This is a genomic window from Myroides sp. A21 (genome assembly GCF_000807225.1).
Taxonomy (GTDB): Bacteria; Bacteroidota; Bacteroidia; order Flavobacteriales; family Flavobacteriaceae; genus Flavobacterium; species Flavobacterium odoratimimum.
Genome location: NZ_CP010327.1, coordinates 2591789 through 2612716 on the forward strand (window position 1 = coordinate 2591789; position 20928 = coordinate 2612716).

General features: G+C 33.2%; 17 protein-coding genes. 1 reads left to right on the plus strand and 16 read right to left on the minus strand.

The window, feature by feature from the left end; translation table 11 throughout:
- Position 1: 1 nt before the first annotated feature.
- The 7 genes from MYRA21_RS11675 to MYRA21_RS11705 form a co-directional block, all read right to left on the minus strand.
- The gene (locus tag MYRA21_RS11675; RefSeq protein WP_039329097.1) at positions 2-1684 is read right to left on the minus strand and encodes an OstA-like protein; all 1683 of its coding nucleotides are present in this window, start codon (positions 1682-1684) and stop codon (positions 2-4) included.
- Between the two features lie 123 nt (positions 1685-1807).
- Positions 1808-3079, minus strand: coding sequence for an adenylosuccinate synthase (locus MYRA21_RS11680; RefSeq protein ID WP_006259442.1), 1272 nt, complete (start codon positions 3077-3079; stop codon positions 1808-1810).
- A 27-nt stretch (positions 3080-3106) separates the two neighbouring features.
- Complete coding sequence (locus tag MYRA21_RS11685; RefSeq protein WP_006264998.1) at positions 3107-3577, minus strand: Fur family transcriptional regulator; 471 nt, start codon at positions 3575-3577, stop codon at positions 3107-3109.
- A gap of 97 nt (positions 3578-3674) precedes the next feature.
- Entirely contained in the window at positions 3675-5891 is a 2217-nt protein-coding gene (locus MYRA21_RS11690; RefSeq protein ID WP_006264999.1) for a bifunctional (p)ppGpp synthetase/guanosine-3',5'-bis(diphosphate) 3'-pyrophosphohydrolase, read from the minus strand.
- A 589-nt stretch (positions 5892-6480) separates the two neighbouring features.
- Positions 6481-7272, minus strand: a complete 792-nt coding sequence (locus MYRA21_RS11695; protein ID WP_039329103.1) for a hypothetical protein — start codon at positions 7270-7272, stop codon at positions 6481-6483.
- Positions 7269-7751, minus strand: a complete 483-nt coding sequence (locus MYRA21_RS11700; protein ID WP_039329104.1) for a GNAT family N-acetyltransferase — start codon at positions 7749-7751, stop codon at positions 7269-7271. Before MYRA21_RS11700 ends, MYRA21_RS11695 begins: the two co-directional genes overlap by 4 nt.
- Positions 7752-7843: 92 nt before the next feature.
- Positions 7844-8746 carry a helix-turn-helix transcriptional regulator gene (locus tag MYRA21_RS11705; RefSeq protein WP_039329106.1) on the minus strand — a complete coding sequence of 301 codons (903 nt, stop codon included), beginning with the start codon at positions 8744-8746 and terminating at the stop codon, positions 7844-7846.
- Positions 8747-8959: 213 nt separating this feature from the next.
- Here MYRA21_RS11705 and MYRA21_RS11710 point away from each other — a divergent pair, with 213 nt between their 5' ends.
- Positions 8960-10333: an MFS transporter gene (locus MYRA21_RS11710; protein ID WP_039329108.1), complete on the plus strand. Its 1374-nt coding sequence runs from the start codon at positions 8960-8962 to the stop codon at positions 10331-10333.
- A 28-nt stretch (positions 10334-10361) separates the two neighbouring features.
- On the opposite strand, the gene MYRA21_RS11715 is transcribed toward MYRA21_RS11710, so the two are convergent.
- The 9 genes from MYRA21_RS11715 to MYRA21_RS11755 all read right to left on the minus strand — a co-directional run bounded on the left by MYRA21_RS11715 (position 10362) and on the right by MYRA21_RS11755 (position 20928).
- A complete protein-coding gene (locus tag MYRA21_RS11715; RefSeq protein WP_039329110.1) occupies positions 10362-11435 on the minus strand; it encodes a YhcG family protein in 1074 nt (357 codons plus the stop codon).
- 206 nt (positions 11436-11641) lie between these two features.
- Positions 11642-12106 carry a GNAT family N-acetyltransferase gene (locus MYRA21_RS11720; protein ID WP_039329112.1) on the minus strand — a complete coding sequence of 155 codons (465 nt, stop codon included), beginning with the start codon at positions 12104-12106 and terminating at the stop codon, positions 11642-11644.
- Between the two features lies 1 nt (position 12107).
- Positions 12108-14705, minus strand: a complete 2598-nt coding sequence (locus MYRA21_RS11725) for an SEL1-like repeat protein (RefSeq protein ID WP_039329114.1) — start codon at positions 14703-14705, stop codon at positions 12108-12110.
- A gap of 112 nt (positions 14706-14817) precedes the next feature.
- Positions 14818-15612 carry an RNA methyltransferase gene (locus MYRA21_RS11730; RefSeq protein WP_039330424.1) on the minus strand — a complete coding sequence of 265 codons (795 nt, stop codon included), beginning with the start codon at positions 15610-15612 and terminating at the stop codon, positions 14818-14820.
- Between the two features lie 4 nt (positions 15613-15616).
- Positions 15617-16951: a DUF58 domain-containing protein gene (locus MYRA21_RS11735; RefSeq protein ID WP_006263185.1), complete on the minus strand. Its 1335-nt coding sequence runs from the start codon at positions 16949-16951 to the stop codon at positions 15617-15619.
- 14 nt (positions 16952-16965) lie between these two features.
- Positions 16966-17964, minus strand: a complete 999-nt coding sequence (locus MYRA21_RS11740) for a MoxR family ATPase (protein ID WP_039329117.1) — start codon at positions 17962-17964, stop codon at positions 16966-16968.
- 9 nt (positions 17965-17973) lie between these two features.
- Positions 17974-19179, minus strand: coding sequence for a hypothetical protein (locus MYRA21_RS11745; RefSeq protein ID WP_039329119.1), 1206 nt, complete (start codon positions 19177-19179; stop codon positions 17974-17976).
- 1 nt (position 19180) lies between these two features.
- Positions 19181-20008: a DUF4129 domain-containing protein gene (locus MYRA21_RS11750; protein WP_039329121.1), complete on the minus strand. Its 828-nt coding sequence runs from the start codon at positions 20006-20008 to the stop codon at positions 19181-19183.
- The gene (locus MYRA21_RS11755) at positions 20008-20928 is read right to left on the minus strand and encodes a hypothetical protein (RefSeq protein WP_025125461.1); all 921 of its coding nucleotides are present in this window, start codon (positions 20926-20928) and stop codon (positions 20008-20010) included. The genes MYRA21_RS11750 and MYRA21_RS11755 overlap by 1 nt, the downstream gene beginning before the upstream one ends.

A 20928-nucleotide genomic window follows, 5' to 3' on the forward strand; every position in this document is an offset into this window, starting at 1 on the left:
TTTACTTTTTGTCTTTTTTAGACGCTTTATTCTCTTGTTTTTTGCTGTCCTCTTCTAGCTTTTTAGATAGACCAGGTGTCGCTTTTATTGTTTCAGGGAGAATGTCTATAGGCTTGTTATAACCTTCTTTCATGTCTTCTCTCGCTTGTTCTCCCTTTTTTTCTTTATTTATTTCTTCATCAGTGAATATATCTTCTAATGAATTTATTTTTTCATCCCCTCTGTATAAGAAATCTCTTAATAGACGAGCATTCTTAGGTAGTAGCTTTTCAGGGTAGAGATCACCTTTAGGATCTACGTACTTCGTAGCCGTATTAATCTTACCTTCTAGGAAAGTAACATTGATATGACTGCAAATCCCTTTATCTATACCTACTAATTCATTCTTATCATTGTACATATAGTAGATAAGTTCAGCATTTTTAATCAGGTCTAACTCATCTAATTTATTCTCTTTAAACTTACCATATAAGTTAACACCTTTTAATTGATTATAACCATCTCCGATAGTATCTTTTTGAATCACGAAGGCATTTTCTAATACTTTTAGAGAGTCCATCTTCTGTGTCTCTGCATTACTTAGTAGGTGAATAAAACGACCTGTGACCTGGCTATCTCCATTCCAGATAACAGGTTTACCTATCATTTGTGTTAACCCCACTTTTTCACTCCAGTGAATAGAGTCAGCTTTACCACTCATGCTATCACGTAGTATACGAGCATCGTTAAAGGCACGTATTACGCGCTCTTTATCTTTTCCAGTTAGTAAGATACGTGGAGCATGCATATATACAGAATCTCCCTCTTGTGACTTCATACTAACTAAAGCTTTTTTAGTAACGAACATTGAGTCTTGAGCTTTGTATAACTCTGCGTAGTGTCCTGTTATTTTACTTTTATTGATTGTATCTGTTATTCTAACGTTATTCGTTGCAGAAGCAAAATCTTTTAGTTTAGAGTAATAGATAGAGTCTCCTTCTATTTTTCTTTTATCATACCAGATAAAAGAGTTTTTTACCATCTTACCTAAATCGTTTTTTACATCGTAAAAGCCATTTTCTGTATAGATATAATCTTCTTTGTTAGTTATTGTTGAAGGACCAAATACATACGAGTGTTGTGGTACTTCATAGAAATCTAAGTGATTAGACTTGATCACTGTTCCTTTATCTGAAGTTACTTTTACAGCTGTGAAGAATTGGAATTTCTTTTCAGTAGTATAGTAACGTCCTTTTTCACTTTCTAATACGTTACCCTTGTTGTGAATAGTGGCATGACTATCATAGAATACAAGGTCTTTAAAACGATCGTACTTTAAAGTATCGGTCTCTAAGGTAGAGTCTGGAGAAGTAAGTAGTACATCACCTTGTGCATAAGCAAAACCATTGATTCCATTATATTCAGCATAATGGCTATTCATCGTTAGGGTATCACCTTGTACAATGTGAACATTCCCAAAAAGCTTTAGGTAGTTTTCTTTTTCGAAGAAGTACGCTTTATTACATGTCATATTCATACCGTCATGCTCAGCAGAGATATTTCCTGTTAAGATTACGGCATCTGGCAGTACTTCATGATTGATATCAGAGTAGTCTGCGTGATGTATGATGATTTTTTTTTTGTTTTGACTAAAACCTAGTAATGCGAATAGTATAAAAAGTAAATAATACGGTATTGTTCTCAAGTCACTATATTTTTTTCAAATTTAAGTAAAAAATGCGTACAAAGATTTTAGTTAAGAAGAATTTATAAACAGGGTAGTAGAAGGGCAAAAAAAAACACTTCCTAAGAAGTGTTTTTAAGTATCTTATTTTACGATAGTCTGTGTTCTATCTGGACCTACAGAAACTATTTTTACAGGTACACCTACTTCATCTTCGATGAATTTGATATACTCTTTTAGTTCTACTGGTAATTGATCATACTCTGTCAATCCTGTTAAGTCAGCTTTCCAACCTTTTTTCTCAACATAAATTGGTTCAACGTTTTCTGGCTCGATATTGTAAGGTAAGTGAGTGATCTCTTCACCTTTATACGAGTATTTAGTACATACTTGTAATGATTCAAAACCTGATAATACGTCAGCTTTCATCATGTATAATTCTGTAACTCCATTCACGTCTACTGCGTATTTTAAAGCTACTAGGTCTAACCATCCACAACGTCTAGCACGTCCTGTAACAGAACCGAATTCACGTCCTACCGTTGCCATAGTAGCACCGATTTCGTTATCTAATTCTGTAGGGAATGGTCCACTACCAACACGTGTAGTATAAGCTTTAAAAATACCAAATACATTTTTAACTTTATTTGGAGCTACTCCTAATCCTGTACATGCACCTGCTGCCGTAGTAGTAGATGATGTAACAAAAGGATATGTTCCAAAGTCAACGTCTAACAGCGATCCTTGTGCACCTTCTGCTAGGACAGATTTACCTTCTCTTAGAGCTGTATGGATATAGTTTTCACTATCGATGAACGTTAATTTCTTTAATTGCTCTACTGCTGCGAAGAACTCTTCTTCTAATTCAGCTAAGTTGTATTGCAATTCTACATCGTGGAACTTAATCATTGCCTCATGCTTATCTGCTAAATTGCGGTAACGCTCTTTAAAATCAGCAAGTTCAATGTCTCCAACTCTTAATCCATTTCTACCAGTTTTGTCCATATAAGTTGGGCCAATACCTTTTAATGTAGAACCGATTTTAGCTTTTCCTTTTGCTGCTTCAGAAGCTGCATCAAGTAAGCGGTGAGTAGGTAAGATTAAGTGAGCTTTTCTAGAAATTAATAATCTTGTGTAAATGTCGATGTTGAACTTCTCTAATCCCTCAATCTCTTTGATGAAAACTACTGGGTCAATCACTACACCATTTCCAATGATGTTAATAGAATTTTTATGGAAAATTCCAGAAGGGATAGTGCGTAATACATGTTTAATCCCATCAAATTCTAAAGTGTGTCCCGCGTTTGGTCCTCCTTGAAAACGAGCAATGATGTCATATTTAGAAGTTAGTACATCTACGATTTTACCTTTTCCTTCATCGCCCCATTGCAAGCCTAGTAGTAAGTCTACTGTCATTGTTTGTGTTGTTAAAAAGTTTGAAAATTAGTTGTTGTTTTCCACTTGTTCTTCCTCTTCTACTGTTTTTCTACTTCCGTAGAAGTATAGAGAATGATTGTGGATGTCTATATTAAAGATTTCTTCAATTGTCTTTTTAATAGTCTGTATACGCGGATCACAAAACTCGATTACTTCTCCTGTATCGGTTAAGATAATGTGATCATGCTGTTTATCGAAATATGACTTCTCGTAATGTGCTTGGTTTTGACCAAATTGGTGTCTTCTTACAAGCCCACATTCTAAAAGAATTTCAATAGTATTGTAAAGCGTAGCTCTACTTACACGATAATTTTTATTCTTCATTTTGATATAAAGAGACTCTATATCAAAGTGCTCTTCGCTATCATATATTTCTTGAAGAATAGCATATCTCTCAGGTGTTTTACGATGTCCTCTTTCTTCTAAAAACTTCGTGAACACATTTTTTACGATTTCTTGATTTTTTTCACTTCCCATATTCAAAAATATCTTAGTTGCAAATATAGAGCTATTTTCGTTTGAATTATAATAAATCAAATAAGGTTAGTCTATATGCGAATAAATTATAATTATTTTATGATGGATTTACACGTGTTACTTTTTCTATTCCCTCGATTTTCTTAAGATTACCCATCATTTTTTTCAGTACATCATTGTTTGGAACGATCACTGTGATAGATCCTTTAAATATACCAGCATTTTCACTTAATGAGATACTGCGAATATTGATGACTTTACTTTCTATGATAATCTTCGTAATCTCAGTAGTTAGACCAGCAGAATCAAGACCTGTAATATTGATAGTCGCTTCGAAGTTCATCGCTTCCTTAGAATCTACCCAATGTGCCTGGATGATTCTATAAGCATAATTAGATCGCATACTGATCGCGTTAGGACAGTCAGTCTTATGTACTTTTATTCCTTCATTTATCGTTACGAATCCGAATGCATCATCACCTGGTATAGGGTTACAACAAGTAGCTAGCTTGTAATCTAACTTCTCATTGTCTTTACCGAATACAAGTAAATCACCTGTTTTATTAGCAGCTGTATCTGTGATAACTGGGATAGAAGGCGCTCTTTTTATTGTCTTTTTAAAGAAGCTAAATAAAGAGTTGTTTCTATTGGCAGCGTATTCTTTTAACTGAACGTTATCAATGACACCAGCTCCAATTCTATAGAATAAATCTTGACTTGTTTTTAGCTTGAAATAAGCTACCATTTCATTGACCGTTTTTTCGTCTAGATTTACCTTTAGGTGTTTTAGCTTGCGCTGTAGTTGTTCTTTACCATCTTCAGCTATGCGCTTCGTATCTTCATTTAAAGAACTCTTAATCTTGTTTTTAGCACGAGTCGTAGTCACATAATCTAGCCAACTTACGCTAGGTTTTTTGTTTTCTGATGTGATTACTTCTACTTGGTCACCACTGGCAAGTACATGATTCAGCGGTACTAGTCTGCCATTGACACGAGTACCTCTAGTACGCAAGCCTACCTCTGAGTGTATCGCAAAAGCAAAGTCAAGGGCTGTAGCTCCTTTAGGTAGAGATTTAATTTCTCCTTTTGGAGTAAAGATGTAAATCTCTTTAGCGTATAAACTTAGCTTAAAGTCTTCTACGAAATCTACAGCATCTGTTTCCGCATTTTCTAATGCTTCTTTCAGTTGATTAAGCCATCTGTCTAAGCTGTTTTCTTCTGTGATACCTTGTTTATACTTATAGTGAGCAGCATACCCTTTCTCAGCTATCTCATCCATGCGCTCACTTCGTATCTGTATCTCTATCCACCTTCCTTTAGGTCCCATCACTGTGATGTGTAATGCTTCATATCCAGTAGATTTAGGAGCTGATATCCAATCTCTAAGTCTGTTTGGGCTAGGGCGGAAGTGGTCTGTCACAATAGAATAAATCTTCCATGCGATAAATTTCTCATCATGTGGAGTAGACTTATAGATAATACGCAACGCAAATTTATCGTAAACCTCATCAAAGGTTACGTTCTGAGCCTTCATTTTACGACGGATAGAGTAGATAGATTTTGGTCTACCTTTCATAGAATATTCTACTTGCTCTTCGTCTAATGATTTTTTTAATATCTCACTTACAGTCTGTATGTACTGATCTTGTTCCTCTTTACTTTCTTGCATTCTATTGACGATGTCTTGATAGATGCGAGGTTCTGTATATTTTAGACCTAAGTCTTCTAGTTTAGTCTTGATGTTAAATAATCCTAGTCTATGTGCTAAAGGGGCATAGATATATAAAGTTTCAGACGCTATTTTGGCCTGTTTATAATCTACCATGCTTTCCATAGTCTGCATATTGTGAAGTCGGTCAGCTATCTTAATTAAGATTACACGGACATCATCATTTAGTGTCAATAGCATTTTGCGGTAGTTTTCCGCTTGCATTGAGATATGAGGATCTGGTTCTAACAGCGCCATCTTTGTCAATCCTTCAACAATTTTGGCAATTTTAGGATTAAACCATTCTTCTATTTGCTCTACCGTAATATCTGTGTCTTCTACTACATCATGCATTAAAGCAGCTGCAATAGAAGTAGGACCTAAACCGATTTCTGAAGCGACAATTTTGGCCACAGCAATTGGGTGGAAAATATAAGCTTCTCCAGATTTTCTTCTTTGGTCTTTATGAGCTTCAACCGCTACATCAAATGCTTTACGGATTAGTTTTTTATCATCCTCAGATAAGGTCTGATAACTTATTTTTAAAAGCTCTTTGTATTCTTTAGCAATTGCTTTGTTTTCTAATTCAATTTCTTCCTCTGTCATATATAATTCGCAACTTTTATATCTAAAATAGTGTTCATTAAATATAGTGAAAAAACAGTTATAGGAGGACTATGATTTGTTAAAAAAATAGAGATTTATTATTTAGTTTTATTTGTTACACCTTGTTTGTTGTCAATTGATTAGATAGTATATTTGGATTTATATAAGATTAAGAGGGCTAAATAATAGAGTAAATGATAGTAAAATACTGACTGATAAAGGTGAAATGATAAACTGTATGTTTATGAAAGAGATATATTATATATGATATTGTGTAATTCTTAAGAATAATCTAGTAAATCTCTTTTGTTGTCCTTAATGTATAGGTTTAATCTCATTTGGAATGAGTAAGTAGTAATTAAGACATGAATCTGTAATCACTCCGTTATTTTAGCCAAAATAACGGACTCACTACGGACTCATAACGGACACAGTACGGACTTATACCAAATCAATCTAATACCATTCAGCTAGAAAACTAGAGTAGTTTAGGATAATTAGTTAATCTGAAATATTTTATGAGTCATTAATCTGAAAGTGGCTAAATAACGATTAGAAGTTCTATAGAGCAATTAAATGAAAATAGAATCTATTTTCCCATTGCTCTTCTTCTTTCTGCTACTTCTGACATGTACTGTTCTATATACGGAAGGACTTCTTCTAAAGTAGGGATGCCATCAAAAGCCTTAGTCTTTCCGCCAAAGTATCCTCTTAGTTCACTCTGTATTTTTCCTTCTTTATTCACTATAGATACGGTGTTGTCCACACTAGTACTCCCTTCTAATACTAATGAAAATTGATATAACTTTTGAGAGCAATACTTAGCTTGTTCTATTAGCACCTCAATAGGCAGTGTATTTTTAGTAATCTGAGTAGTTAACCCATGGGCTTGATGTAAAGTTGCTTCTTCAGTTGGTAAGTTTAAGAAAGGATGACCTACTTGTAGAGGTTGGTTCATTAAAGATTTAGTGTCCTTTTCCCACCAAAAACCTCTTGCGATAACTTCAACAAATTGGTCATGAAACTTAAAGATATAATGCTTAAAGTCTGTACGCATATCTTCTACATCCCCACCGAATTCATAAGCTCTTCCATAATGACTTTTTTCATACCTATATCGTTCCATCTGCCATTTTGAATGCTGTACTACATAGACCCAAGGCACTTCCTTATCTTCTGTCCAGTCATCTGGATAGGGAAGATATTCTCCACGACATACTCGTATCGCATCTAGATTACTAAATGTGATACGTCCGTACTGCTCATCTTCTGTGTTAAAGTAGATACCTGTAAGTTCGTCATCATACAGTACAGTAGGTGATAATACATAATCTGCTTCTATTGGTACGGTGATACCTATTGCATAGTCAGTTTGATTCATTTGTTTTGTACTTTGTCATCAAGGCGCATACGCATAGAGATATTAAAGGTCTCGAACCCTTCTCTTAGGTATAAGTCTATTGCTTTATTATTTTGAGAGAGAACACTTAGTTCGAAGTAGTCTACCTTATTTTGAACTCCCCATTCTTTGACAGTTTGGATTAGCTTCTTTCCATAGCCTTTTCCGCGACTATCTGGGTTAACGACTAAATCCAATAGGTAAACTAAACGTTGCTGCACAAAGCAGTTATAGGGTGGTGCGCTCTGTAACTGTGCTATAGCAAAGCCTTGAACTTCTTTATCGTCTTCTGCTACAAAAATAATAAAATCATTTTCTCCTTTGATAACACTTTCTATAAAAGCAGTGTCTTGCTGAGCTACCTTCATATAGGCAGGCTCTAGTACTGCCATTCCGTCAAAGAGGGTACTGTATAGTTTATGTATCGCAGGGATGTCGTCTAAGTGTGCTTTTCTTATCATGGGTTGTAGTATTAAGTGACTAAAATATAGGTTTATCATTAGACTGACTAGGACATATGATATTTTTATATGAAAGGAGTTGGTAGCATAGGTTATGTTTTTATCTTAGTAGGTAGCTGACCATAGTATTTCTTAAATGCTGTGGAGAAGTGGTGACTGTGTTTATAACCTACATACTCTGCTATCTCGTAGATATTATACTCTCTACTTTTTATCATTTCTAAAGCTTTCTGCATGCGCAGGTCATGGATATACTTAAACGTAGTCGTTCCGAAGAGTGTTTTAAAGCCTTTCTTTAGTTTGGTTTGGTTAATACCTACTCTCAACGCTAACTCTTGTATCGTGAAGTCTTTGTTATAATTATCTGTGATATACGATTTGATTTCGTGTAGTGCCTGTTCATCTTTTCGGTGAAGGCTTAATTCTTTATGGGGTCTATTATAACTCCAATTGTGGTATTGTAATAAATGAGCTTCCTCTACTTTATTATTGATATAGTGTTCTGCAAGTTTTCCTTGATATGGATTAGAGATAAGCTGTTGTAATACTTGTAATGTATTAAGATTTAAGTCAAAGATGAGTTTAGAAGATTGGCTACCTAATAGCTCTTCTAAGTATTCTTTTTCTTCTTCAAATAAGTTGGTGACAAAGGTTTTGTTTACGGCTATTTCTAAGAATTCTCCTCTTTTGTCTTTTGCTGTTTTCATAATGTGTTCATAAGGAACAGCTTTTTCTTTAAACAATAGAGCCCCTTGCTCATGAATGTTGAGGTTGTCATGGTTTAAGGTTAAGCTACTTCCTTGTATACAGCTACATGTAAGAATAGATTCTTTAGTAGGGAGTACAGTGTGATAGAAGTCTTCTTCGGCAGTATATACCCCGTGTTTAATACTCGCTATAGCAGTATGGATTACTGTAATATCCATAGTATGTGTAGCTCCTACTATATGATGACTATCTACGATTAAGTTCCCTTGATTATTTCCTTGTAACATAGCTTATGTTTCTTATCATCTGCAAAAATAAGTTTTTATATTGGTTTTAAATAAGTTGTTAGTGAAATGATTTGTAGTTAGTTATGATACTTCTTCTCACGTTGTTTTATGACCTTATAGCGTTGTCTAGTAAGTATAATTCTTTAGGAATTTTGTAAGGTAATAATAGCTTAGTTGAGATAAAGCTTTGACTAAGTTTTTAAAATGTATTTTATGATTTTTAAAGACAAATGGTTTATACTATTTATATTATTAGTAGCCACTATACTTTCACCTTTAGATTTTTATATTGTCAATTTAGCATTACCTTCTATACAACACTCTCTTCGATCAAGTAGTAGTGAACTGCAGATGATAGTATCTTTTTATACTTGTGCTTATGCTGTGTTTCAGATATCAGGAGGGAGATTTGGAGATATCTATGGAAGGAGAAAGATATTTATAATTGGTTTAGTGGGGTTTATTAGCTCCTCAGTTTTATGTGGAATATCGCAGACACCCACTGTTATGATAGCTGGGCGAGTGATGCAAGGGGTATCAGGAGCAGTTATGATACCACAGGTTTTGGCTATTCTGCATACGCTTTTTGATGAAAGAGAAAAGCGTTTAGTAATGGCTTTGTATAGTTTTACTTTTGGGATAGCCGCAGCGTTAGGACAATATCTTGGAGCAGTATTGATAGAGTGGAATATATTTGACTTAGGGTGGCGTGTGATATTCTTAGTTAATTTGCCTGTTGGGTTATTTGCGTTGGTAATGGCAGTTATCGCATTACCAAAACAAGATCATAAGTCTATAGAAAAAGTGGATTATAGAGGAACTGCTTTGTTAAGTTTAGGATTAATGAGTTTTATCTATCCTTTGACTACTATAGTGGAGAGGGGAATAGATATACAGACTATAGCATTCTTAATTGCTTCAGTAGTGTTTTTGTACTTGTTTGTCAAGGTTCAGAATAAGCGTAAACATGAAGGGAAGAGTATATTAGTTGACTTTACTATCTTTAAGTTTAAGAATCTGAAATTAGGTGTGATTACAAGTTTTCTTTATTATGCAAGTGGAGTGTTTTATTTAGTATTAGGTATTTATTTACAAGAAGAATTACACTGGACAAGTATGGAGGCAGGTAAGGCTATTATTCCTTTCGGCATAGGTTTTATTATAATGTCGTTGAGCTCTTCTTTAATAAGTAAGTATTTTAAGCAGACTATTCTTTCTTTAGGATTAGTTGTGTATGGAATAGGTTTCTTATTATTACTATATACTTTGTATAGTTTTGAGCCCTTTTTGTTTAAGGTTGATTTATTTGTAATTGGATGTGGAATGGGATTGACATTAGCATCTGTAGTTCGATTAAGCTTAAGTAATATACCTGTTCAGTTCGCAGGATTAGCTTCAGGAGTTGTCAATTGTGGTTTGCAGATAGGTTCAGCATTTGGAGTAGCTGCTATTGGAAGTGTGTTTTTTGGCATTGCTCAAACTATAGATTATACTTTAGCGTTTGCAGTAGTGCTGGCTTTAATTTGTGTATTATTACTAATAGCTTTGTTTTTGAGTTTTGGCATTGTCAAAGCTCTAAAAGAGTAAGCTGCTTGTTTTTAAAATAGATAATATATTATGAGTGCTCACAGAATAATTCTTTAAGTTTGTTTTGTAAAGTGTTTTTGTCAGGTAATTGCATTTTATACTCAGCAACCATAGTAGGAGAAAGGCTTCTACTCATAGAATATTCTACAACTTCTACATCTTTATCTTTGCATAGTAATATTCCTATACTGGGGTTTTCATTATCTCGTTTGACATCTCTATCTAAGGCTTCTAAGTAGAATTCGAGTTGTCCAATATGTTCAGGTTTAAATTTATCTGCTTTAAGTTCAAATGCAATTAAGCATTGTAGAGCTCTATGATAAAACAGAAGGTCAATGTAAAAGTCACTATTACCTACCTGTACTTTATATTCTTGTTCAATAAATAGGAAGTCTTTTCCTAACTCTAAGATTAGCTTTTTCATTTGAGTGATTAGCCCCTTTTGAAGATCACTTTCATTATGTGAATCAGGTAATTGTAAGAAGTCGAATATGTAACTGTCTTTAAAAACAGCATTTATATCTTGAGATAAATTGTTGATAGAAGGAGAGTATGATTTAGAGTTTAACATTGTTCTTTCATATATAGAACTATTTATTTGACGTTCTAAATCTCTAACACTGTATTTTTCTTTTACACACAATTGAATATAAAACTCTCTCTCGTCTTTTGACTTACATCTAGAAAAAATAGTTCTGTGGTGTGTCCAGCTCAGTTGGACGAGCATAGTTTTTTTGATGTTTTGAGGGAATAAATGAGCAGAGGCTATTTTAGGTGAGTAGGGAAGAACAGGTTGTAAATCAGTGTGTTGTAATTGTGTCCTCACTGAGGACACAATTACAGAATCACAGTAAGTTTCATAGAACTGAATCATTCTATATAAGCTCCTTTTATTGAATCCTTTAAGTTCTGGATTGTGTTCTTGAATGTATTCAGCTAAATCATTTACAGTCTTATCTCCCCAATCAGAAGTATTGAGTTTGTGGCTGATATAATATCCAATGTTCCAATAAAGGTTAATTAATTCTACATTAACAGCTTTAACAGCATTGTTTTGAGATTGCTTTATAATCTGAATAATATCTGTGAAATGATGTTCCATTCTTATACTTAATTGGTTGTATAAGCACAAGTTAGTTTTTTTAGATATGACAGTAATATTAAATAATTGTAATGTTTGAAAAGTGAATGAAATAAATGAATTAGGAGAACTAATAATCTTCGGGAGGTGTGTGTATGTAGTTGTATGTTAGGTGTTTGCAATTGTGTCCTCAGTGAGGACACAATTGCACTCATAATGCGAATGCACTATATTTTGTATCTCATTACAGTATGAACAGGCTCGAAATGTTCTTTGAGATATAGTTCATAAGCACGTTTATTTTGTTCTACTACAAGAAGCTCTATATAGTCTACTTTCTTCTCTTTTGCCCATTGTTTAACGGCATCAATTAATTGCTTCCCAATTCCTGAGCTACGATACTCAGGCTCTACATAGATATCAGCAAAGTTGAGGTATCTATGTTGCACAAAGCATTCATAAGGTAAAGTATGCTCTATAAACAAGGCAACCATACCAATTAGTTGTTCATTATCTACAGCAATTAAGAAATCCCATTCATCAGATTGTATGGTTTCTTCTAAGAATTCAATAGCAGGTAGGTCAGCTTTAAAGTAATCAGGTTGATATTCTTGCATCACTATAAACTGCTTTTGATAAAGCAATTGTAATTGAGGTATATCTTCTAATTTAGCAGGTCGTATTTGTATCATATTATTTAAACCATTTACTTAAGAAGTTTTTCAATGTGTTTTTACCTTTAAAATCTAAAGGAATATCTAAATCGTGTTCTTTAGCTATACCTAAGTAATAAGCCAACTTTTCACTGTTTTTAAACTTCTCATCATAGGCATAAATATACAACAAATCAGTAGTAGCATATACATAACCTTTAGCTACTGCTTGTTCAAAGTATTCAATAGCTTTAGCTGTATCTTGTTTGACTTCATAACCAAGGTTATAGAATTTACCCATTAAGAAAGACCCTAAATGATCTTCTTCTTTCAGGTCTTTTTTAATATACTTCAACGCTTTTTTATACTCACCAAGAAGGTAATAACAATCAGCAATATAATTAGTCACATAGAAGCCCCATGTTTTGTCTAAAGGAAGAAAGTACTTTAGTGCTTCTTTAAAATCTCTTTCAACTCCCTCAGCGCCTTCATAGTAAATATAAGCTAAGTTAAGTTTAGCTTGACTATTTCCTCTTTCAGCTCCTAGTTTATAATATTTTATGGCTTGTTCACTGTCATAGGCTACTCCTAAGGCTTCAAAATACATATAACCAATGTTTGTAGCAGAATAATGATTACCCAACTCAGAAGCCTTTAAAAATAACTTTAATGCTTTAGGATAATCAAGATGTTCTTCTTCAGTTAAATATTTGTACCCTAAGTCTTGCAAGAGATCATCATTGTTTAATTCTTCTGCAAAGCTCAGTAATTGTTCATACAACTCTGTAAAGTCATTTTCTAAGTAATAATCTTTAATCTTAGTAATATAAAAAGGTTCTAAATTTTTATAATCCCTTAGTGTAAATTGTTTTGACTGTACTGTAAAAGAAGGTTTAAACAAACCTACTTCACCTTCCTGATTGTAATGCATTCGAGTAGCTAATGCTATTAATTGGGTATTAGATAATAGTTGCAAACTATTGTCATGCCAAGTATATACACCATTGTTTTTGTAAATAATAACAGGGTAGGTACTTTTGTTTAGAGGGTGTATTGTTATATAACTACATCCTTCTACTAATGGTATTTCTTCTTCTGTTCTTATTAATGACCATTGATTGTTTTTTAATGCATACAAATCATCTGCCACATTTTTTAAGTCTGTACAAACTTGTAATGGAGTAGTCCATACCCGTCTGTTACAATCATAAATACCTTTTTTCTTGCCAGAACTTACATATACTTCACCTATTCTAAGATTGATATCCATTAAGATATACTTTTCTATACGACCTTTTATAGGTGCGAATAAGTTTTGTTGTAACTCAATATCATAGATAGACATTCCAGCATCAGTGATTACTTTAATACATTTCTCCGATAACCCTTCTGCTGTTTTTACATTATCTAAGACAAGTTCTCCCTGTGCATTAATAATTTTCTTGAGTTTTGTGCCATTTGTTGAAGGAACTAATAAGCAATTACCTGTACCAATATCTGTGATATCACTAAAATCAAAGTTACCTATAAAACTATACTCGTTAGAATACATGATGTTTTTATTCTTCTGTTTTCCACAGAAATATTGATAATAGTATTCGAATGGAGCAGTAGAGGTAAACGGTATACACTCTTTTCCCTTATAATTAAATACAGCGTATAAATCACCTTGTAGAACATTGTAATAATCGTCTTTTAGTAGCTCTATTTCATCGTAGATAAAGTCTGTGATATAAGATTGAGATGTAAGATTATATAGTGCATATTTCTCTTCTTTCTTTAAAGAACAAGTTATTATGGTGTCATAGTTTTCAGGATCATCAGTATTACTCTGTACATAAGTGATACCCGTATCACTCACATAGTCCCAAACAGGCTCTAAGACAATCTTTCCTGTTTTATCTATTAATCCACATTTATCATTTAAAATAATATAAGCTAATCCACTTTCTTCAAACTCCCCAATTCCATCATAAATAGCAGGTAGAATAATCTCTCCATCAAGTTTTTTTATTCCCCAACGCTCGTTCTCTTCAAAGTGTAAAAAGTCATAGTTTGGTTGAAAAGCAACTTCTAACCAATCCCATCCATAGTTAGCATTATCATTATTAAGATACTCTTGGAATGTACTAAAAGGAAAGAAGTAACTTGCAATATCAGAGTTGTTGAATTGCTCTACGCTAGCATTACTGTCTAATAGCTCTTTAAACTCAGCAGCTAATCGCTCTATAGTAGCTAAATATTCTTTAGCTAGAGCTTTATGACTACCTTCACTCATATTATAGACATCAGAACCATCAAGTACAAAGCTATCTCCCTCTAAATTATTGAAGTAATATAGTTGCTTTTGATAAGACTCAAAATAACTAGGTTGATGTTCTTTAGGAACGAGTATATCTATATTTGATTGTATCCACTGATGAAACTGTTCAAATAAAGGCATGGCTTCTTTCATTCTGAAGTATAGAAGATAAGAAGGTTTAAGACTGTAATCTTTTAACTCTTTAGACTGTACAGGAATGCAGAATAGGGGAAAGAAGAATAAAGGTATCTCATATTTCCACTCTCCTACGAAATGATATTCTACTTCTCCCTGTGATGTTAAGTCTATATTAGTTACGATATGTCTATGTCCCATGTTACTTTATTTTTGCATTCAAAAATAGAATAAAAGTCACAAATATTTATGGCTATTTATAGCTAATTGGAAGTATAAAAAAAGCACCTTGGATAAGGTGCTGTATATCTTGTTATTTAAAATCTCGTTGGCGTTTTGCTTCGAACAGTAAGATAGAAGCTGCTACAGATACATTCATGGAGTCTATCACACCACTCATTGGTATGATAATATTCTTCGTACTAGCATCTCTCCATTCTTGAGTAAGTCCAGTAGCTTCTGTACCTACTACGAAGGCAGTAGCTTCTTTATAATCTCTTGTATGATAAGAAGTCGAATCTTGTAATGTAGCACAGTAGATATTGATATTGTGTTTTTTTAGAAAGGCAATAGCATCCGTAGTAGAAGCCATGGCTATCTGATTTGTAAAAACACATCCTACACTAGAGCGAACTACATTAGGATTATAGATATCACTTTTAGGATTGGCGATGATGACAGCATCTATATTAGCCGCATCAGCAGTTCTAAGTATAGCACCTATGTTTCCAGGTTTCTCTGTAGCCTCAGCTACTAAGATTATAGGGTTCTCAGAAAGCTTTAGATCCTTTAGGTCTAATGATTTTGTATGTGCGATAGCTATTACCCCTTCAGTTGTATCTCTATAAGCTAGTTTCTGATATACATCTTTAGATATTTCTATTAGCTCTGTTTCTCTTGAAATAAAAGGTCGCAGAGAAGCCTCAGACACAAGGTCAGGATAGAATAAAAGAGTCTTTAATGAATATCCTCCTTTAGTTGCTAATTCTATTTCTCGAATCCCTTCAATAACAAATGTACCCGATTGTTTCCTATTTCTAGATTTTTCTTGAAGTTGAACAATGCTTTTAATCAAGGTGTTTTGTGAGCTTTCTATTTTTTTAATCATCATATTATAAGGTACCCTTAGCTTTGATTTGTAGGTATTTATTAATCGTGTTTATGGATAATTCTTCAGGAGCAGTTAGTATAGATTGAATACCATATTTGGTTAATTCATTTACTATTAAACGCTTTTCAAAGTTAAATTTTTCTGCAATTACTTTGTCAAAAATATCATCTGTGTTTTTAGCCTTTTTTTCAGTGAGTTTAGTTAACTCTGTATTCTCAAAGAAAACGACTAATAGAACGTGATTTTTTGCAATAGCTCTTAGGTAAGGCAATTGTCTTTTTAAGCTAGATAAGGATTCAAAATTAGTGTAAAGAATAATCAAGCTACGATGTGTAATCTTATGTCTAATATGCGCATATAGTTTTCCGAAGTCACTTTCTACAAAGTTAGTATTGACTCTGTATAATTGTTCCATGACTTTTTGCAATTGACTTATTTTACTTTCAGCAGGAAGTTGGTTTGTGATATTCTCTGAGAAAGTCATTAATCCTACTTTGTCATTTTTCTTAAGAATAACATTAGATAAGGCTAGGGTAGAGTTAATCGCATAATCTAGTAAAGATAAACCATTAAAAGGCATCTGCATCACACGCCCTCTATCGATGATATTATAAACAGACTCTGTATTCTCATCCTGAAACTGGTTGACCATTAATTGACTAGATTTAGCAGTCGCTTTCCAGTTAATATTGCGTATATCATCTCCTAATACATATTCCTTTATTTGTTCAAACTCAGTAGTAGTACCAATCTTTCTGATTTTCTTCATCCCAAAAGCATACTTGTTTTTAGAAAAAGCAATCAAATCATATTTCTTCATTTGAATGAAAGAAGGGTAGGTAGCTAAGGTAACGTCATCACAAAAAACAAATCTTCTAGATACTAATTTAAGAGGACTAGATATATATACATTTAACTTCCCGAAGACATACTCTCCTCTAGTCGTAGGTCTTAAGGTATAGCTAAGTGTTTTTTGTTCCTTAGGAGCCAAGGTTTTAGTGATTTCAAAATCTCTTTTCTGAAATTGAAAAGGGATTTCATCTATAATATCGCATTGTACTGTGATATTATATTTATTCTCTATGGAGATATAGATGGTATTATCATCACCATTAGATAGCTTTTCTGGTAAGATACGCACAGCATTTACTTTATTCTTCTTATTGAATAACAGGGTGATATCTACCAATATGATAGCAAAAAATAATACAAATAACCCCCAAACAACTTTATACAGTATTGGAAATATAAAGGCAAGTACAAATAGAGCTATAATAGCCCCTAAGACCATATACACTCGTTTTTGTAAATAAAGTTGCTTGAATAATTTAAACATAAGTATTGTTTTTATTACCTAGGAATATCTATTGATTCGATGATTTGATTAATAATATCATTCGCTGTCACACCCTCCATCTCTCTTTCAGGAGATACTATGATACGGTGTTTTAGTACTGGTATAGCAGCTTCTTTAATATCCTCAGGCGTCACAAAGTCTCTGTTATTAATAGCAGCGAATCCTTTTGCAGCATTTAGAATAGCAATAGAGGCACGAGGAGAAGCTCCTAGATATAACAATGGATTAATACGAGTATCAGCAACAATCTTAGCAATGTATTCGATGATCTTCTCTTCAACGATAATTTCTTTGATTAGCTTCTGGAAAGAAATGATCTCATTAGGAGTAGCTACTTTATTGATCATCGTAGTTTTCTTTTTATCTAATAATTCATGTTCTCTTTGAACGATAGCGATTTCTTCTTCTAATGAAGGATAGTCTATATTAATCTTAAATAAGAAACGGTCTAATTGCGCTTCAGGTAATCTATAAGTACCTTCTTGTTCAATAGGGTTTTGAGTAGCTATTACTATAAATGGTTCACTCATTTTATAAGAATGTCCATCTATTGTGATTTGGCGTTCTTCCATTACTTCAAATAGCGCAGCCTGAGTTTTGGCAGGAGCACGGTTTATCTCATCGATTAAGATAAGATTAGAGAATATTGGACCTTTTTTAAACTCAAATTCGCTTTTTTGCATATTGAAAATTGAGGTACCTAATATATCAGAAGGCATTAAATCAGGCGTGAACTGAATACGGCTAAAGCCCATATCGATAGTCTGAGCTAATAATTTAGCAGAAAGTGTTTTGGCTACTCCAGGCACACCTTCTAATAGAATATGTCCATTAGCCAATAGAGATACAATGATTTGATCTATCGTTTTATCTTGACCAACGATTACTTTCTGTATCTCACTTTTGATTCCTTTTATCTTTTCTTGTAACAAACTCAAATCTAGTCTAGATTCGAAATGTAAGTTTTCTTCTGGGGTTACTGTATTTTCCATAGTATATCTTTAATCAATGATTTTCTCAATTATTTTGTTTAATTCGATTAGCATTTCTTCTGATGCATGGTGTGGGGCAGCTTTAAACTGCTCTATAAACCTGATAAATTTGACGATATCTTCTTTGTCTTTCTTGGTTTTGATATGTAGGTTATTGATAAATACTTCATCTAGTTTAGTAGTGTCTAGCCAATGTACACGTCTTATTTTTTCTAAGGTGTATATAATGTGTTTATTTATCAAGTCCTCATAGTCTTTATTTTGAATATAAAGATTAGACACTGTTTTGGTAAATTCAACAGTGGTGTTAGACAGCGGTGTGATAATCGGTATTACTCTCTGCTTCCTTTTTGCAGTGAAAATGATAAACACAAACAAGGTTCCAAGGAAGAAATACCACGCCCATGTCAAGGCTGGATGTTTAAACACAAATCTAAGAATAGAAGTAGAGTGGTACTCATTATCTCCTGGTAGTCTAGATACAGTGAAGTAGGTGTTCTGTTGAGGTAAGTAAGATAATACACCCTGTACATAAAGGTGATTATTACTTTCTAACAAATTATAGTTTGTAAATGCAATAGGTTGAAGTCCTAATATAAGTTGACCTGATCCCTCTTTATAACGAATGAGGTTAGGATATTTGACTCCTTTATACTTTAAGTATCCTAGCACTTCTACTTTTGTACGTAGAGAATCTGGAATATCGAAGTAGTTTGTATTTAAGTCTTTTAACTGAAACGAATAGGTAGAAATATTCGGATTAGCCAATGTCACTGACACCTTATCCTGATCTAATAATTCTTCTCTTAACGTATATTGTAGATAGTCTGTCTCTATCCCCTCTATTAACCCATCTATATTATCTTGAAAGATAACAGCAGTGTTTCCCTTTGCGATATAGTGATGTAGATTTACTCTAGCGAAAGAGTCTATATACCCATAGTTCTTTAAAGAGAACAGTGTGTTAGTGTGTATACTATCATACTTTTTATCTTTAAAGAAGTCATAGACATTTCCAGTGATTCTGATTACACTATCATTAGGAAACACTTTGTCTATTTCCTGATCTAGTATATATGTCCCAAAGGGAATTTTATGTGTATTATCTAAAGTTTCGCGCCAATCTATCGGATCTACTTTATTAGACTCTATAAAATAAACAAAGCCCATAATCACGATAAAAAGGAACAACATTGTTTTTGTTGATTTACTCATTTTAGCTTTGTTTTAGTATAGTGTCAAATGACTGTTTTGCACGGTTAAACTCAGATTCTTCTATTTCAAATTCTCCATACCATATATTGTTATATAGATAAGAAAGATACCTAAAATCCTCTTTTAGTTTACTATCTTTTATTTCGTTTTGATAGTCAGAGTTCGTTTTTTCGATATGCCATTCGATCTCCTCTTTTTCTTGTAATCTCTGTAGTAGCCATAGGTAATAGTAACGAATACTTAAACGGTATTGTTGCTCCGCAATGGTCTTGTTTAATAGAGAAGGGAAGTCCACTACTTTAAGGTTTAACTCAATTTCATCGACCTGTATCTCCATCTTTTTAGCGCTCTTCTTGAATAGCCAATAGGCATCTTTCTGAATAACAGCTCTTATGATATAATAAATTAAAAGAAAGATAACTAGTATCCCTGCTATTCTATAAAAAACTTGTAAACGGCTACTTGTTTCATAGTCAATATCAAATTGTCTAAAGAAGTCAGTTAGTTGCTGATTTAACCATCGCTTGAAGCGCTTCCAGATAGAGTCTTTGTTAAGTTCTTCTTTATAATCGAAGTCAGGATCTTTCTTGTATTTCTTTTTATAATCTGTCTCAAATTTAGTAGGTACTATATCTGTACTCGTCTCTTCTAAGTACGGAAGTACATTGACAGGCTTAGCCTTGATAACTCCAGCTTCATGAGCAGTCGCAGAGCTGTCTTCTTCATCTTGTGAAGACTCTACATTAGATACAATAGTATCCTGCTCTACCTGCCCAAAATGAGGAGTAGCAAATGATAAAAATAATAGTATAAATAAGAATCTCTTCATTAGTTTTTTCCAATCATATCAATGTCTGCATGAGACTGTGTATTTTCTTTTTGCTCTCTGATGCTGTAGTAAACTAATCCTTGATTAATCAACATTATATTATTCATCACAAAAGATACTAGGGTACTCAAGATAATTATACCGATGAGCATTAGTTTAAAACCTTGTGTCTCTTCTAGATCATAAGAACTTTTTTCACTGAATATTGTTCCTCCATAGAACATGATTTGAGTGATAATGTTTAGCGTCATTGTAACGATTTGTATTACTAGATATACTAAGAAAGTGTTCCCTATGATAATCCAGAATTTACTTTTCAGCATATAGTAAGCTGTTTGATAAGACTCATAGATTCCACTTCTATTGGTCACATATTCATAATAAGCCAAGTTTATCCATGAAGCAACAGCAGGCATCATAATCAGTAAAAGGGGAATCCCTATTAATAAAAAGATTAAAACAGCCGCGATAGAGAAAGCAATTATAATTAAGGGAAATATAGTAAAAAAAGAAGCAAGTGCGAAACCAAGTAATCTCCAAATATCCTTTTTTAGAGGATTAATCACATGCTTTATATCTTGGTAATCCTTAGGGTGTTCTACCATCGCTTTTAGATAGTATGCAGGATATGACATAGCTATAATACTTATAAGAATAGTAACAACCGCCGCTACTAAGATAATTAAGAAGAATAGCCCTGCGTTATTGTCTATAAATGCATCTATTGCTGAATTTTTTGCACTACTAGATGCTGCAAATACCATATCAAATAAAAAGTAAGTACATACAAATAAGACTAGTAATAATATACCACATAGGGTAAAGTAATTTTTGAAGAATGGTTTTCCTTCTATTTTAAAGAATGAAATCGTATCATTCATTAAGTCACTAAAATCTCTTTTTTTAAAAACAACAAACAT